Origin of the sequence: Vreelandella andesensis, from assembly GCF_003989795.1 — a bacterium.
In the GTDB taxonomy this organism is placed as follows: Bacteria; Pseudomonadota; Gammaproteobacteria; order Pseudomonadales; family Halomonadaceae; genus Vreelandella; species Vreelandella andesensis.
The window spans coordinates 1-15,631 of record NZ_RZHG01000019.1; the positions used below are offsets into that span (position 1 = coordinate 1).

The 15,631-nt window shown below is 54.1% G+C and carries 16 protein-coding genes; 5 read left to right on the forward strand and 11 right to left on the reverse strand.

What is annotated here, in order from left to right:
* The first annotated feature begins 349 nt into the window (after positions 1-349).
* Positions 350-1,375 (forward strand): aspartate carbamoyltransferase, encoded by a 1,026-nt coding sequence (gene pyrB / locus ELY33_RS09580; protein ID WP_126947289.1) that lies wholly within the window; start codon positions 350-352, stop codon positions 1,373-1,375.
* Positions 1,376-1,391: 16 nt separating this feature from the next.
* Here pyrB and ruvX read toward each other — a convergent pair whose 3' ends face one another.
* The 7 genes from ruvX to ELY33_RS09615 all read right to left on the reverse strand — a co-directional run bounded on the left by ruvX (position 1,392) and on the right by ELY33_RS09615 (position 6,207).
* Entirely contained in the window at positions 1,392-1,847 is a 456-nt protein-coding gene (gene ruvX / locus ELY33_RS09585) for a Holliday junction resolvase RuvX (protein ID WP_126947292.1), read from the reverse strand.
* A 12-nt stretch (positions 1,848-1,859) separates the two neighbouring features.
* On the reverse strand, positions 1,860-2,417 hold the full coding sequence (locus ELY33_RS09590) for a YqgE/AlgH family protein (protein WP_126947295.1): 558 nt from the start codon (positions 2,415-2,417) through the stop codon (positions 1,860-1,862).
* A gap of 75 nt (positions 2,418-2,492) precedes the next feature.
* Positions 2,493-3,449, reverse strand: coding sequence for a glutathione synthase (gene gshB / locus ELY33_RS09595; RefSeq protein WP_126947298.1), 957 nt, complete (start codon positions 3,447-3,449; stop codon positions 2,493-2,495).
* Between the two features lie 76 nt (positions 3,450-3,525).
* Positions 3,526-4,230: a CvfB family protein gene (locus tag ELY33_RS09600; protein WP_126947301.1), complete on the reverse strand. Its 705-nt coding sequence runs from the start codon at positions 4,228-4,230 to the stop codon at positions 3,526-3,528.
* Between the two features lie 215 nt (positions 4,231-4,445).
* Complete coding sequence (locus ELY33_RS09605) at positions 4,446-5,201, reverse strand: 16S rRNA (uracil(1498)-N(3))-methyltransferase (protein WP_126947304.1); 756 nt, start codon at positions 5,199-5,201, stop codon at positions 4,446-4,448.
* Between the two features lie 2 nt (positions 5,202-5,203).
* Positions 5,204-5,713, reverse strand: coding sequence for a protein-export chaperone SecB (gene secB, locus ELY33_RS09610; RefSeq protein WP_126947307.1), 510 nt, complete (start codon positions 5,711-5,713; stop codon positions 5,204-5,206).
* Positions 5,714-5,784: 71 nt separating this feature from the next.
* A complete protein-coding gene (locus tag ELY33_RS09615; protein ID WP_126947310.1) occupies positions 5,785-6,207 on the reverse strand; it encodes a rhodanese-like domain-containing protein in 423 nt (140 codons plus the stop codon).
* Positions 6,208-6,459: 252 nt separating this feature from the next.
* Here ELY33_RS09615 and gpmI point away from each other — a divergent pair, with 252 nt between their 5' ends.
* The 3 genes from gpmI (at position 6,460) to ELY33_RS09630 (ending at position 10,552) form a co-directional block, all read left to right on the forward strand.
* Positions 6,460-8,022 carry a 2,3-bisphosphoglycerate-independent phosphoglycerate mutase gene (gene gpmI, locus ELY33_RS09620; protein ID WP_126947312.1) on the forward strand — a complete coding sequence of 521 codons (1,563 nt, stop codon included), beginning with the start codon at positions 6,460-6,462 and terminating at the stop codon, positions 8,020-8,022.
* A complete protein-coding gene (locus ELY33_RS09625) occupies positions 8,022-9,164 on the forward strand; it encodes a murein hydrolase activator EnvC family protein (protein WP_126948072.1) in 1,143 nt (380 codons plus the stop codon). Before gpmI ends, ELY33_RS09625 begins: the two co-directional genes overlap by 1 nt.
* 86 nt (positions 9,165-9,250) lie before the next feature.
* The gene (locus ELY33_RS09630) at positions 9,251-10,552 is read left to right on the forward strand and encodes a S41 family peptidase (protein WP_126947315.1); all 1,302 of its coding nucleotides are present in this window, start codon (positions 9,251-9,253) and stop codon (positions 10,550-10,552) included.
* On the opposite strand, the gene ELY33_RS09635 is transcribed toward ELY33_RS09630, so the two are convergent.
* The 4 genes from ELY33_RS09635 to ELY33_RS09650 form a co-directional block, all read right to left on the reverse strand.
* Positions 10,549-11,805 (reverse strand): UbiH/UbiF/VisC/COQ6 family ubiquinone biosynthesis hydroxylase, encoded by a 1,257-nt coding sequence (locus tag ELY33_RS09635; protein WP_126947318.1) that lies wholly within the window; start codon positions 11,803-11,805, stop codon positions 10,549-10,551. The two genes, ELY33_RS09630 and ELY33_RS09635, sit on opposite strands and share 4 nt — an antisense overlap.
* Before the next feature lie 45 nt (positions 11,806-11,850).
* Positions 11,851-13,092: a 2-octaprenyl-6-methoxyphenyl hydroxylase gene (ubiH, locus tag ELY33_RS09640; RefSeq protein WP_126947321.1), complete on the reverse strand. Its 1,242-nt coding sequence runs from the start codon at positions 13,090-13,092 to the stop codon at positions 11,851-11,853.
* A gap of 85 nt (positions 13,093-13,177) precedes the next feature.
* Positions 13,178-14,518, reverse strand: coding sequence for a Xaa-Pro aminopeptidase (gene pepP, locus ELY33_RS09645; RefSeq protein WP_126947324.1), 1,341 nt, complete (start codon positions 14,516-14,518; stop codon positions 13,178-13,180).
* 14 nt (positions 14,519-14,532) lie between these two features.
* A complete protein-coding gene (locus ELY33_RS09650; RefSeq protein WP_126947327.1) occupies positions 14,533-15,111 on the reverse strand; it encodes a UPF0149 family protein in 579 nt (192 codons plus the stop codon).
* A gap of 206 nt (positions 15,112-15,317) precedes the next feature.
* Between ELY33_RS09650 and ELY33_RS09655 the strand changes: the two genes are divergently transcribed.
* Positions 15,318-15,626, forward strand: a complete 309-nt coding sequence (locus ELY33_RS09655) for a cell division protein ZapA (RefSeq protein WP_126947330.1) — start codon at positions 15,318-15,320, stop codon at positions 15,624-15,626.
* Positions 15,627-15,631: the final 5 nt, after the last annotated feature.

A 15,631-nucleotide genomic window follows, 5' to 3' on the forward strand; every position in this document is an offset into this window, starting at 1 on the left:
TACGCATTTCCTGGTGTTTGTCAATCACTGTTTTAGTGAAGGGAGCGAGAAAATTAACGAAGCGAGCGAAGCTTGTAGCCCACAACCGTATTTCTAACCCTCTGACAAACCAAAGGTTTCCACCTTTGAACTGACAAATAAACNCCGCTGGTAACGCTGTGCGTCCCCGGCAGCGGATGCGTACTCTACGGATTCGCTGCCGCGTTGGCAAGGGCTATTTATAAATAAGTGCGAAAAAGTTTTAAGGCAATCCTTTTTGCGTTTGAAAGCACTTCGACGGCGCTCCATTGACGGTTACACTTACTTCAGTCTTATAGCACTCAACACCCACTTTATTTTGAGATCCGTGATGAGCCAGCATCTACTAACTGTCGATTCATTACAGCGCGAAAGCGTTGACCACCTTCTACGCGTTGCAGCGCGCATGGAACCTATTGCCAATCGCCGCCAAGTTACTCGGGTGCTGGAAGGTGCTGTACTGGGTAATTTATTCTTTGAAGCGAGTACACGCACACGCGTGAGCTTCAACGCCGCGTTTTGCCGCTTAGGGGGAAGCGTATGTGACACTACCGGCTTTACCTTCTCTTCTATGGCCAAGGGTGAGTCGCTGTACGATACCAGCCGAGTGATGAGCGGATATTGCGATGCAATTGTGATGCGCCATCCCGATCAAGGATCGGTAGCGGAGTTCGCGGCCGCCACTAATGTACCGGTAATTAACGGTGGAGATGGTCCTGGTGAACACCCAAGCCAGGCATTACTCGATTTCTATACCATTGATAAGGAATTTCTGCGATTAGGTAAGTCGCTTCGCGATGCGCATATTTTGCTGACCGGTGATTTGAAATATGGCCGAACCGTGCATTCGCTGATTAAATTACTATCACTTTATGATCCGCTGCGCATTACCCTGGTAGCACCACCAGGCCTTGAAATGCCGACAACGCTGATTGACCTAGTGACGTCTCGCGGTCACCGCGTCGAGCAACGCGACTCATTGGCCAGCGACTTTTCAGACCTCGACGTGGTGTACACCACGCGCATTCAGAAAGAGCGTTTTACCGATGAAATGAACGAGAGCTTTCAGGGGCTTTCCGATGATTTTATGGTTAATCGCGACTTTCTGGATCAGCGCTGTAGCCAAAGCACGATTGTCATGCATCCACTACCCCGAGATAGCCGTCCAGGCGCCAATGACCTAAACGTGAACCTTAATGGTGACCAGCGTTTAGCAATTTTCCGCCAAACCGATAATGGGATACCAATACGTATGGCTATTTTTGCCACACTCTTACAGGTAGATGAATTAATTGAGAAAGACCTACGACCAGTACGCTGGTTTGTACCATCCCAAACCGGCACCCTAGACCGTTAAGTCACAGCACCAGGCTTTAATAGGCGGCCCGCCCACCCGGAAGCCCTTCCTGGTGGGCAAACCAGCCTTCTAGAATAAGTACAGCCGCAATGCCATCAACGCTTTGTTCTCGGTAGTTGCCACGGTGGCCTGCGGCATGAGCGATCTGCTTTGCTTCACGAGTAGAACCACGCTCATCAACCATTTCACAGGGCTTTCCATAGCGTCCGTGCAGACGATTACTGAACTTGCGCGCCCGCGTGCTCATCGCTGATTCAGTGCCGTCCATGTTCAGCGGCAAGCCAACCACTAGCAGGTCAGGCTGCCATTCTTCTACTAGCCGTGTGACAACGTTCCAGTCAGGAATGCCGTCTCGAGCGGTAAGCGGCGTTAGCTCGCGTGCGCTATTAAGCAACTCATTGCCTACCGCAACGCCAATACGCCGAGTGCCAAAATCAAATGCCAGTATTAGCCGTTGCCCACTATCAGCCATGACATTCAACCATCATGCATGCCCCGCGTTACGGGTCATCAGGTTTAAATCAACGCCAAGTATGCCAGCAGCCGCCGTTAGGCGCTCAGCCGGGGGAGTGTTAAACAGAACGCTGCCTTGTCCTTCGACGGTCAACCACGTGTTCTCTTTTAGCTCGTCTTCCAGTTGTCCAACGTCCCAGCCAGCGCAGCCAAGGCACACCAGAAAATCCTCGGGGCCAGTATTGTCAGCAAGCGCTTGAAGAATATCCATGGAAGTAGTGAGTGCAATACCGTCTTCTACCTGAACACTGGAGTCCCACTCCTGGCTATCACCAATATGCAGAATGAAGCCGCGGTCCTTATGCATAGGGCCGCCATAGTAAACCGGCGCGTTGCGGTGCGGGCTGTCATCACCACCCAGCGAGAGCTGTTCGAAAAGAGCGTCTAGGGTGATTTCAAGCGGACGATTGGCGATAACGCCCATGCAACCGTTGTAATCATGATCACAAAGGTAGATTAAACTACCAGCGAAGTTAGGGTCTTCTAAGTGAGGCATCGCCATCAAAAAATGATGCTTAAAGCTTTGCATGCGTCTCCTACGGCTCACTGAACACTCAGCGGGCCTCGCGTCGTTATTAGGCGAATAGAACGTCAACGGCAACTGCTATGTAAGGCGGCGCTCAATGGCATCCAGCAGCATGCCAGCGATGTTTGTACCGCGCTGGTCATCAATTTCGCGTACACAGGTGGGGCTAGTGACATTAATTTCAGTGATGTAGTCACCAATCACATCTAAACCAACAAACATCAGCCCTTTTTCACGAATCATGGGCTGCACTTGCTGAACCAACCAGTGATCACGCTCAGTCAACTCACGGCTCACTCCTCGCCCGCCAGCCGCGAGATTACCGCGTGTTTCACCCGCCGAGGGAATACGCGCCAGCCCATAGGGTACCGGTTCACCGTCGACCAATAAGATCCGCGTGTCACCATCCTTTATCTCAGGCAGATAGCGTTGCGCCATAATTTGTCGCTGGCCGCGCAGGGTCAGTTGTTCGATTACCGCACCAATGTTGCGGCCATCAGGGCCGATATGAAAAATGCCGGTACCCCCCATGCCATCAAGCGGTTTGAAAATCACATCACCATGCTCTGCCTGAAAGGCACGCAGCACATCGTCGCGGCTGGCGACAATGGTGGGCGCACAGCAGTGGGGAAACTGCTGTGCAAACAACTTTTCATTACACTGCAACAGCGCAGCCGTGGGATTGACCACCAATACGCCTTCCCGCTCAGCAAACCCCAAAAGATGAACTGCATTGGTAAAGTCAGCATCTACCGGCGGGTCTTTGCGCATTAGCACGATATCCAATTCCACCAGTGGGCGCTGAACCGCTTCACCGAGGTCGTACCAATGATTAGGATCGCGATACACCGTTAACGGGCGCATACGTGCGAAGGCCTGTCCTGCGTTCAAGAAAAGATCTTCTTGTTCCATATAATGCAGGGTGTAGCCACGCTCCTGTGCAGCCCACAGCATGGCCATGGTGGTATCTTTCTTGTAAGCGATGTCGCTGATGGGATCCATCACCACACCGAGATGCAACGTTGATTGGCTCATCGGGGTAACATCCATACATGAACAATAGATAAGCAGTATGCCGCACTGCCTGCATAGCTCCAACCGCCGCGAGTGGCTACTCGCCTTGCCCATCGGTTAACGCACCAGACACAAGTCGGACAGCGTGAGGCTCTAGCGTGATTAATTGCTGCTTATAAAGTCGTCCTATGGCCTGCTTGTAAGCACTCTTGCTAACCCCTAGTCGCGTCTTAATATCATGCGCAGAGCTTTTATCACCCAGCGCAAGATAACCACCGCTTTCACGCAGCGCCTGCAACACTTTGTCACCCACTACATCTAAACGAGCTACACCTGGAGGCAGCAAACAGATATCAACCCGACCATCTTCACGGCGCTGCTTTACATAGCCTTTCAGCGACTGCCCACGGCGCAGCGGTTGGGTAATATCATCTTGATAGATCAATCCCCAATAGCGGTGATTAACCACGACTTTCATCCCAAGGTCGGTGCGGTCAGCCACCATTACGGTAACTTCATCACCTTTTTCCAGCGCCCAGGCGTCGTCTGTTAAAAAACGATCCAGCTTCATCGTCGCTACCGGCCGTCCTTGGTCATCGCTATACAGCATAACTAATACGCGCTTGCCCGGATCGGGGCGAAAATGTTGCTCGCTGTAAGGCAACAGCACATCCTTGGGCTGCCCCCATTGCAAAAACGCACCCGTATTATTGACTGCCGTCACGGTCAAATAGGCTACCTCCCCCAGTTGGGCAGAAGCATCACTTGCAGAACGGGGAGAAGCATGTGACTCACGGACCATGGGTACCGTCCTTACAAAAAGTAAATCTTCATTATGGTGCCTTGGGAACACAAGGCAAAGCGCAAACGTTATTAGTCAGTTCGACAGCCCATACATGGTGGCTGCTGCCGCTTAATTAGGCAGCAACCAGTCGGTACTTGCTTGCGGAAGCCTGAAGAAATAGGCACCTAAAAACAAGCTCTAAAAAGAAAGTCTTAAAGATTAAAAGCGAGTACCTACACGTCACCGAAGTGATGCTGCAGCAGTGTTAGCGCAACAACGGGTGCCGTTTCGGTGCGCAGTACTCTTGGGCCAAGCGTCAGCGGCGTAAAACCACCGGCGGTAGCGGCGTTGATATCCGCATCACTAAGGCCGCCCTCTGGGCCGATCAAGAGCGCAACTGAAGCGGGGCATGGCTGTTGTGAAAACACATTGCCCGTCGCTAGGTGAAGCATCAAGCGTAGTGGCTCTTGCCGCTCTGCCAGCCACTCGTTCAGCGCTTTCGGTGGATAGATGGGCGGTACAACCGCGCGCCCGCTCTGCTCACAAGCGCTAGCTGCCACCGCCTGCCAGTGAGCCAGTTTTTTTTCTGCACGATCACCTTTGAGACGTACATCGCCCCGCTCGGTGTAGAGCGGGGTAATCGCTACAACGCCAAGCTCTACGGCTTTTTGAATGGCGTAATCCATGCGGTCGCCTTTGGAGATTGCTTGGCCAAGATGTACTGCCAATGGCGATTCGCCACTCCCTGGCCAAACAGCCTCAATAGTCACTGTCGTTTGCTTGCGACCAACATCTGCCAAGCGCACGCCTGCCTCTTGGCCATTACCATCAAACAGTACCAGCGGCGCACGTTCGCCCAACCGTAGCACCCGCGTCACATGCCGCGCCGGGCCATCAGGCAGGGTTATGGTTGCGCCCACTGCAAACTCAGCGGGCACATAAAGGCGGGGCATTTTGCCGTGTAGGGCAGCCCAATCAGCAGCGTGCATACTTAGTGGGTATTTTCGGCGGCTTGCTGAGCCTGCTGCGCTTCACGCTGCTTACGCTGGGCATACATGGCTTCAAAATTCACCGGCGCCAGCATCAGCGGCGGGAAACCACCACGGTTGACGAGGTTATCAACACATTCGCGGGCATAAGGGAACAGCAAGTTGGGGCAGAAAGCGCCCAGGGTTTGCTCAAGCTGTGCACCTTCGATACCTGAAATACGGAACAGGCCAGCTTGTTCTACTTCCGCGAGGAACGACGTAGTGCCCGTTTCGCTGTCGTTAACCTGGGCAGTCACCTTCACAACCACTTCATACTGGTCATCGTCTATTTTCTGGCTAGTCGTGTTCAGATCCAAATTCACTTTAGGCTTAAACGCCTGCTTGAATACGGAAGGAGAGTTCGGCGCTTCAAACGAAATGTCTTTTACGTAGATGCGCTGTAAAGAGAACTTCAGCTGAGGCTTTTCGCCTTCTGCGGCGCCTGCCTGTGGGGTGTTGTTATCTTCCGCCATTGGGATACTCCTAATTATTTATCTGATAAAAGGATGCGCGACAGCGCATGGTTTGATTACTTTCTATTAAATTACTTTTTCACCACCGGTAGACCATCGGCCTGCCACTGCACCATGCCACCTTTTAGCTTATTGGCACGTTCGAAACCTGCCTTAGCAAGTTTTGCCTGAGCAGCACCAGAACTCTGGCCATGCTTACACACCACGATGATCGGCTGGCTTTTCACTTTCTCCAGTTCATTCATGCGGCTGTCGAGGCTGCTTTGGGGAATATTGCGTGCCCCTGCGATATGCCCGGCTTTGAAGTCTTTGCTTTCACGGATATCCAGCACCACCGCGTCTTCACGGTTAATAAGCTGAGTCGCCTGGGTAGAGGTCACCGCATTAGTGGCGGCGCTGCGCGCTTCGTACGCCACCCATGCTATTAATACCAGCAAAAACGCCCCGACAAGTAGGGGGTGGTTCATTACGAATTCGAGCAGCTGATCGATCATCGTGAACACAATCTCTTGGTCTATGCAGAAAAAAGCGGCCTAGCCGCCTCCAGAAACGCGACAAGTATACACGTCACACGGCATACCGCGCAGGCCATGACGGCCAACGGCTGCCTGCGTTATGATGCCCCAAGCGAGCGCCTGTCGCGACCCCGATTATAAGGTGTTGTCTGAAAACTGTTTGAACAACCTTCACCAACATTTCAAACAGCACCTCACGTCGCTTGGCTGACCAACATAACGAGGTTTTTCATGGCTACAACTGCACCGCGCCCCGTGGCGCTACTCATTTTAGATGGCTACGGCCACAACCCCGATAGCGCCCACAACGCAGTGGCCGCCGCCAATACGCCTAACATGGACAAACTGTGGGCCAACCGCCCTCATTCCTTTGTGCACACCGATGGCCTCCACGTGGGCCTGCCTGACGGGCAGATGGGCAATTCCGAAGTGGGCCATATGAACATTGGTGCCGGGCGCATTGTGTACCAAGACTTCACCCGCATCACCAAAGCAATTGAAGACGGTGACCTGGACACCAACGAGGCGCTGACCAAGCCCATCGACGAAGCCGTGGCCAATGGGCGGGCTGTTCACTTGCTCGGGTTGTTATCTCCCGGCGGCGTTCACAGCCATGAAGATCACTTTATTGCCATGGCTGAACTGGCAGCCCGACGCGGCGCACAGCGTATTTTTATCCATGCGTTTTTAGACGGACGCGACATGCCACCGCAAAGCGCGCTTCGCTCAATCGAGCGTGCCAATGCACGTTTGGCGGAGTTAGTTGGCGCTGACAACGGCTTTGTTGCCTCAGTGATCGGCCGCTTTTACGCAATGGATCGTGATAATCGCTGGGAGCGCGTTGAACAGGCCTATCGCCTGCTGACCGACGGCCACGCTGACTTTATTGCCTCCAGTGCTGAAACTGCCCTGCGCGACGCTTACCAGCGCGGCGAAACCGATGAGTTTGTCGCTTCTAGCAGTATTCCGTTGAACGAAACCGCCATTACGCTACAAGACGGCGATGCGGCTATTTTCCTTAATTTTCGCTCCGACCGCGCCCGCGAATTAACCCGCGCACTGACTGAACCTGACTTTGACGGCTTTGAGCGTCGTGTACGCCCTTCACTGGCTGGCGATGGTTTAGTTATGATGACCCGATACGCCGCTAACATCCCCGCGCCAGCGGCTTTTCCGCCTTCTGACCTTAATGACACGCTGGGTGAAGTAGTCGCTAAACGTGGCCTAACACAGCTGCGTATTGCAGAAACGGAGAAATACCCTCACGTTACCTTTTTCTTCTCTGGCGGCGAAGAGTCCGAGTACAAAGGCGAAGAGCGTATCTTAGTACCCTCGCCCCGTGACGTTAAAACCTACGACGAAAAACCCGAGATGAGCGCCTTCGAGATCACCGATAAGCTGGTGGATGCCATCGACAGTGGTCGCTTTGACCTAATAGTATGCAATTATGCCAACGGCGATATGGTTGGCCACACGGGCGATTTTAACGCAGCGATAAAAGCAATTGAAACCGTCGATACTTGTGTTGGCCGTGTAGTTGAAGCCATTGAACGTGCCGGAGGCGCTTGCCTGATTACCGCTGACCACGGCAATGCCGAGCAGATGGTGCATCCTGAGACCAGCGCGCCGCAAACAGCCCATACTACCTTTACGGTACCGTTAATTTACGTGGGCGAGGGGAATGGCAAGCTGGAAGACGGACGGCTATGCGATTTAGCGCCGACGCTGCTAACCATGATGAACCAGTCACAGCCTGACGCGATGACAGGCAAACCACTGATTCATTTTGATTGATGCGTATACGGTGGACGTTAGCTGTTGCGCTTATGCTGGCGTTAGCTTATGCGCCAGCAGGTGTAGCCCAGACAGATGAAAATACGGCGCGCCAGCAATTGGATGCGATTGGCCAGGAGATCGAATCTGTTGCCCAGCGCCTTAGTGCGACCGGGCAAGCACGGGACAGCGCCGAACGCGAGCTACGTGTTGTGGAAACGGAGCTTGCTGAGACCCACCAGCGCCTCGACCAGCTTCAGGCCGAGCGCCGCCAATTGGCCGACGAAACAAGCCAACTGCGCCAGCACCGAGAGCGCTTGGAAGGTGAGCGTGAAGCGCAGTACGCCGCGCTAAGCCAACAACTGGCAGCCCTTTATCGATTGGGGCCAACGCCCCAGTTAAAGCTACTTCTTAATCAGAGCGACCCCGCCGAGTTAGACCGAATGCAGGCCTATCTGAATCGCCTGACTCAGGCGCGTCAGCAGCGCCTTACGGATATCAGCCGCCTCGACAACGCACTGGCAGATACCGAGCAAGCCTTGAATGAGCGTCAAACTCGCCTTAATGCATTAGCTGGCGAACTAGAAGAGCAAAGCGCCCTACTCGCCAAGCGAACCGAAGAGCGGCGTGGCGTCGTAGCGACCCTGGATGACCGCTACGGCAGTGAAGAAGATCGCTTAGCCGACCTTAATCAAAGCCGTGAGCAGGCCGAACAGCAATTGAGAGCGATACAAGCGGAACTGGCCCGGCTAGCCGAGCCAACACCGACCACCCATATCACCCGCACTCAGGGCGATTTACCCTGGCCTGTTCAAGGTTCTATCACCGCAACTTTCCAACGCAGAAACGGTATGCACTATAACGGCATTGTGATCCAAGCAGACTCAGGGAACGCAGTTGCCGCGGTTCATACGGGACGTGTCGTATTCGCCGATTGGATGCGTGGCTTTGGCAATCTACTGATTATTGACCACGGTGATCAAATCATGACGTTATATGCTCACTTGCAACACTTTAGTGCACGGCCTGGTCAACAGGTAAGTCGTGGCACTGAAATTGGACGTGTCGGCAACAGCGGCGGGCAGACACACCCTGCGCTTTACTTCGAAGTGCGGCGTAGCGGTGAGCCAATTAATCCACAACGTTGGATTGCGCGGCGCTGACGGGATAAGCTGGCTCATATGGATAACATTCACGTCTCAACTTATGCAGCGCCCTTTGACGCTGCCTTTCGCCTAGCGGAGTCCGCATGACGCTATCTGTTACCAAGGTATCGGTTCCTGCCAAGCGCTTTTTGGCTACCTTACTTCCGCTTGCGCTGCTGTCGGTTCCGCTCCCTTTAGTGGCGCAGCCCGCTAATAGCGTTGCTGATGACCTGCCACTTGAAGAGATTCAGACCTTTGCTGAGGTGTTTGAGCGCATAAAACGTGGCTACGTCGAAGAAGTTGACGACCGCACATTATTGCGCAATGCCATGCGCGGCATGCTCAGCGAACTAGACCCTCATTCCGCATATTTGGACGAAGAAGAGTACCAAAGCCTGCGCGAATCCACCCAGGGTGAGTTTGGCGGTATTGGCATTGAAGTAGGAACGCAAAACGGCCAGCTAGTGATCATCACCCCCATTGATGACACACCCGCTTCGCAAGCAGGCTTGTTATCTCGTGATGTCATTGTAGCCATCGACGGAACGCCTACCGAGAGCTTATCGCTTCAGGAAGCGGTTAACCTGATGCGCGGTGAGCCCGGCAGTCAGCTGCGTATTTCCGTTTTGCGAGCCGGTGAAGAGACACCGCGAGAGTTCACATTAACGCGCGAAGTGATTCGCAGTGAAAGCGTTAAACACGAAATGCTGGAGCCAGGATACGGCTACTTACGAATTAGCCAGTTTCAGTCCCGCACCCCAGAGCAGGCGCGTAGAGCCTTAGAACGCATGGCCCGGGAACAGCCACTCGAAGGACTTATTCTCGACTTACGCAATAACCCAGGTGGCGTTTTGCAGGCCGCCGTCGGCGTTACCGACCTATTCCTGGATCAAGGGCTAATTGTGTATACCGAAGGACGACTTTCCGACACTGAAATGTCGTTTTCGGCATCTCCGGAAACGCCTGCTGACGACGTACCGCTGGTGGTGCTGATAAATAGCGGTAGTGCCTCGGCAGCTGAAATTGTCGCAGGGGCACTTCAAGACCAACGCCGCGGAGTGATTATGGGCACAGAAAGCTTTGGCAAAGGCTCCGTGCAGCAAATCATGCCGCTTGGCAATGGGGAAGGCCTTAAGCTAACCACCGCGCTTTACTACACCCCCAACGGGCGTTCAATCCAAGCTCAAGGTATCGAGCCTGACGTGGAAGTGGTGCGCGGCCGCCTGGAAGTGGCTGAAGGACAACGCCAAATCCGTGAAGCCGATCTTGATGGCCATCTTAGCGGACAAGACGCGGTGCCTAGGGAACGTGCAGAAATGTCTCAGCGCCTGCGCGAAGACTATCAGCTCAGTGAGGCACTAAACCTACTCAAGGCGCTCAATGTGGTGGATCGCCGACGCCGTTAACGACACGATTGCGGCAGGCGTCCTCGCTCTCCGGTTGCCTGCCGCATCACTAACCGCTTCAATGGCACCAGTTGATTCATACCACTCATCCCCATATTGCGCGCCAGCATCAGCACGGGCAATTGGCTGCCGAAAAGCACTTTAAACCCTTTCATTAGCCCTAGCATGGCGCTGTTATCGAAGCGCCTGCGCCGCTCATAGCGACTCAGGGTGGTTAGCGCCCCCCAGGGAGCACCTCGTTGCCATGCGCGAATGACTTCCTCAGCCAGCACAGCTGCATCCATGAACCCCAGATTAACCCCCTGCCCCGCTAGCGGGTGAATGCTATGGGCTGCATCGCCCACCAGTGCAAAATTGGGTAGCACGTAGTGAGCAGCGTGGCGCTGAACAAGAGGAAAGCGATAGGCTGCATCAACGGCATGCACGTTGCCTAAGCGGTGATCAAGGGCATCACTTAGCGCGCACCCCAACTCGTCAGAAGAAAGCGCGGTGAGTTGATTGGCATGCTCAGGCGTGGTCGACCAAACAATCGAACAGTAGCGATCATCGCCGTTCACCGTTAATGGCAGAAAAGCCAGTGGGCGCCCAGCGATAAAGGCCTGACGAGCCGTTCCCCCATGGGATTTCTCACACTTCACCGTGGTTACGACAGCGTCTTGCTGCATAGACTCTTCGGCCACCGAAATTCCTGCCAGTTCACGCAAGGTGGAACGCGCGCCGTCGGCAGCAATTAATAACGGTGTATTTAGTTGGCGGCCATCCTTCAGCACCAACCAACGTCCACACGCCGAAGACTGCAAGGCATCAATACCGACACCAAAGAAGGTGCTAACCGTAGGCAACGTTAATATCTGCTCATTCAATGCAGCCAGTGTCACATCATTTTCAACAATATGACCAAGCACCGGTGCACCGGCTTCATCGGCGGAAAAATGGATGTTACCGCTTCCCTCTGCATCCCACACCTGCATGTAGTGATAAGGCGTTATCCGCGTAGCCGCTATCGCGGGCCACGCCTTCAAGTGCGTGAGTAAGCGCTGAGAAACCGGCGTTAATGCACTCACTCTAGGGGCGGGCGAGTGGTCGCCAAAGGCACTTAAGCTAAGCGGCTCTGCTTTGGATTCTACCAACGCCACTTGCATGCCAGCATTCGCCAGCAGCCCTGCCAGTGCCGTGCCAACCATGCCAGCCCCGACGATCACCGCGTCGAAACGTTCAACTGGCACATCTACCGCCGCTGTTTGCGTTTTCATAACGTTCCTTTTATTGCGTTGCTTGAATCAGCAGCTACTTTTCCGTCAGCGCTCCAAGCCCATTGCCCGGCGTGCCAGGCTACGGCGAAGCGGTCCTACTAAATTGAGCCCTACCAGCCCGGCGGCTCTGGCCTGCGGCAGCAAGGGCAGCGAATAACCAAACAGCCGCACTAATCCATCGCTAAACCGAATCACATTGGCGCGGTCTTGCGCACGACGTCGCTCAAAGGCGAGTAGCGTATCCATATCGCCAAGAGCACGTTGGTTCTGGGCACCTTGCGCTAACGCCTCGACCAAATCCATCACTGAGCGAAGTGCCAAGTTGAACCCCTGACCCGCTACCGGATGCAGTGCATGAGCAGCATTACCCAATACCGCCAATCCGGGGCGAACCGGCTCTTCAGCGGTAATCAGCGAAAGCGGGTAGCTAAAGCGCTGCCCCACTCGAGTAAATCGTCCTACCCGATCGCCGAAGGCGGATTGCAGCTGGCGCAAAAAAGCTGAATCGGAAAGCGCTAACCGCGCTTGCTCAGTGCCGCTGGCATGCGTCCAGACCAGCTCCATGGCTTGGCCGGGTAACGGCAACAGCGCAATCGGCCCGTCTGCTGTAAAACGCTCGTAAGCAACTCCCTGGTGGGGCTGGCTAATACCGACGTGGGCAATCACAGCGGTTTGCTCATAAGAGCGATGGCGACTGCCAATGCCCAACTGTTCTTTCAGCCCAGATCGACCGCCATCAGCGAGAATAGTCAGCGCCGCTGTTAGTTCACTCCCATCAGAAAGCACAAGGTGGTGCCCGTTAGCTTTTGGCGTCAGTTGCGCCACTGTCGCAGGGCAGCGCCACTCTATCGGCAACTGCTTAAGTTGTTGATGCAGCACACGCCCCATCCACGCATTCGGAATAACATGCCCCAATGCCGACACACCTAGTTCCTGGGCACTAAGCCGCGTGGCACCCAAACGACCGCGCTCGCTGATGTGGATACGCTTGATCGGGGTTGCTTCACTGCGCATCGCTTCCCAAACACCCAGTTGGCGAAACCGCTGAGCAGAGCCTTCCGCAATTGCACTGGCCCTAGCATCAAAGCTTGGCTGCCATGCTGAATTCTCGACGTTGTCTGGTAGGGCCGCCGCTTCAATAATTGCCACACGCCAGCCATAGCGTTCGATCAATGGCGCCAACGCACAGCCCAAGCTGGCACCGACCAGCCCACCCCCCACAATAACAATATCGTGAGTCAGCGTTGCTTCATGCTGGTGTTGTTTTACCTGCTTAGTCTCGTGCATTGACCTCTCCTACGGATAAACCAAAACGAGCAAACGTAATTTCGTAATGTAAATTACATAAAAAATATCAGTGAATTTTTACTGCTTATTTATTAGCCATGATTTGCTCTATATCAGCAACTTGCTTTGGCACTGCTGACGTAAGAATCTCCTGCCCATCGCAGGTCACCACAACATCATCTTCAATGCGAATTCCAATACCTCGGTAGACAGCAGGAATGTCGTCATCGCAGGGAATGTACAAACCCGGCTCAATCGTGACGACCATCCCTTCGGTTAGAAGGCGCGGCGTCTCTTCATCCAACCGATAAGCGCCTACATCATGCACATCTAACCCCAGCCAATGTGACGTAGAGTGCAAGTAAAAACGCCGATAGCTCTCATCATCAATCCGCGCCTGCACATCACCCTCTAGCAACCCGAGGTCAATCAGCCCTGCCGTTAAATCCCTCACCACCCGCTGGTGGATATCCGCCAGCGTGACGCCCGGTTTGACAGATTGCACAGCATGCACTTGCGCATCTAGCACCACTTGGTAAAGCGCCCGCTGGGCATCGTTGAACTGTCCATTCACCGGAAACGTGCGGGTAATATCCCCCGCGTAAAGATCAAACTCGGCACCTGCGTCTATCAGCACCAGCGTATCGGCCTCTAACGTGTCGCTATTTTCAATATAATGCAGCACGCAAGCGTTAACGCCCCCACCAACAATGGTGCTGTAGGCTGGCCCGCTGGCACCTTGCCAAGCAAATTCATGCTCTAGCTCTGCCTGCAGCTGATATTCGTTTAAGCCTGCACAGCAGATACGCATCGCACGCGTATGCGCCCGCGCTGAAATAGCCGCCGCATGGCGCAGTAGAGAAATTTCAGCGGGGCTTTTAATAAGGCGCATCTCATGAATGAGCGGGCGACTATCCAGCCACCCTTTTAATGCCGGCTTGCCTCGGCGCAAGCCAGCTTGCGCCCAGGCCAACGCCTGTTCTGCAATGCTCAGAGCCTCGGGATTATCCAGCGGCAGATAGAGCAGCTCGCGGCCTGCTAACAGACTTGGCAATAACTTTTCCCGCTGAGCATTTTCAAACGCCTGGTCAATGCCGTGTTGTGACTCAACGCCATGGGCACCGAGACGCCTGCCTGTCCAGGCTTCCATGGTGGCGTCACGATCTTGGCAAAACACCACACATTGGCCTGCCTCGCGTCCTGGCAGCAATAGCAGCAACGCATCGGGCTCTTGAATACCGGTTAAGTAGTAAAAATCACTCTGCTGTCGAAACGTGTATTCGCTATCGTGAGAGCGCGTTACCAAGGCAGCACTTGGCACCACCAACGCAGCACCGGCAGGCAGTTGGGCGATGAGCGTTTCACGGCGCTGACGGTACTCTAGCGGCGTAATAGCGGCGGGCCGAGGCAGTAACTCAGGCAACATAGATAACTCCTATATCAGTGAACGGGGGCGTCGGTCTGCTCAACCTGGGGCATCCCCGGGTGCTGCTCGGTGTAGAGCAGCATGGCCGCCATGCGCGCGTGCTCTGTCAGCGCAAATAAATCATTTTCGTTTTCAGGACTATCGTCGATGTCTGTCTCGATCTGCACCAGCCCTGCAAGATCATCGATGGCTTCTTGTAGCGTTTTAGACCAGCGTTCGCGTAGCGTCTCATCAGCTACGTCCTCAATAACCTCCATAAAACCCAGCGTCCACTCTTTCAAGCCCTGGGCTTGCTCGGCTAGCGAGAAAAGCTCATCGGGCAACAGCGGTGTGTAATTCAAATCGCTGGCGCTCAATGCTTCTAGCGTTTGACGCCGCCAGCCCAGTAAGCGTTCAGCGCTCGCAGGGTCTCGGGGTTGTTCAACTCCTAAACTTAGGCATACCTCTTCTAGCCAGGCTTCAGCCGTCACATCGCGCAGCGCTAACAGGCCACTAAGGCGGCCATCTAAAAATGCGGGCGACTGCATACTTCCATGAAGAAGAAAAACATCCGCAACGTCAGAAAAATCCTGGCGTTCATTGATTAAGGACATGGGCATTGCTCGCTCTACAAAATAGGAAATGAAGTCGTCGTAAAAACGTGTCTAATTGGGTGTTAAACCGTGAAAGGAATCTCACGACGCGCGCGCCTGTACGTTGACCCCACATAAGCCGCTCTCTTATAGTGAATGCCAACTATCCTTCCTATGCAGCGATGTTAACGCATTGGTCAACAAAATGACTTGTGCTGGAGTTTTTGATGAGTAATGCGAAGCGGCCAACCAAAGAAATCACCCTACTGGGTCGCAGCTACATGATTGCTTGCGACACCGGCGAAGAAGCCAAGCTCGAACGCGCTGCTCGCTATTTAGATCGCGCGATGAACGGTATTCACGCCCAAAGCAATACCATTGGCAGCGAGCGGATCGCGGTGATGGCAGCTTTGAATATCACCCACGAGTTACTCGAAGTCCTGGATGAACACCGCGCCAGTGAAGCAAACCTTAGTCGCTTAAACGACCGCCTTGAACGCGCATTGGCTGACACGCGCCAGCAAAAAGAACCGTAAGAACC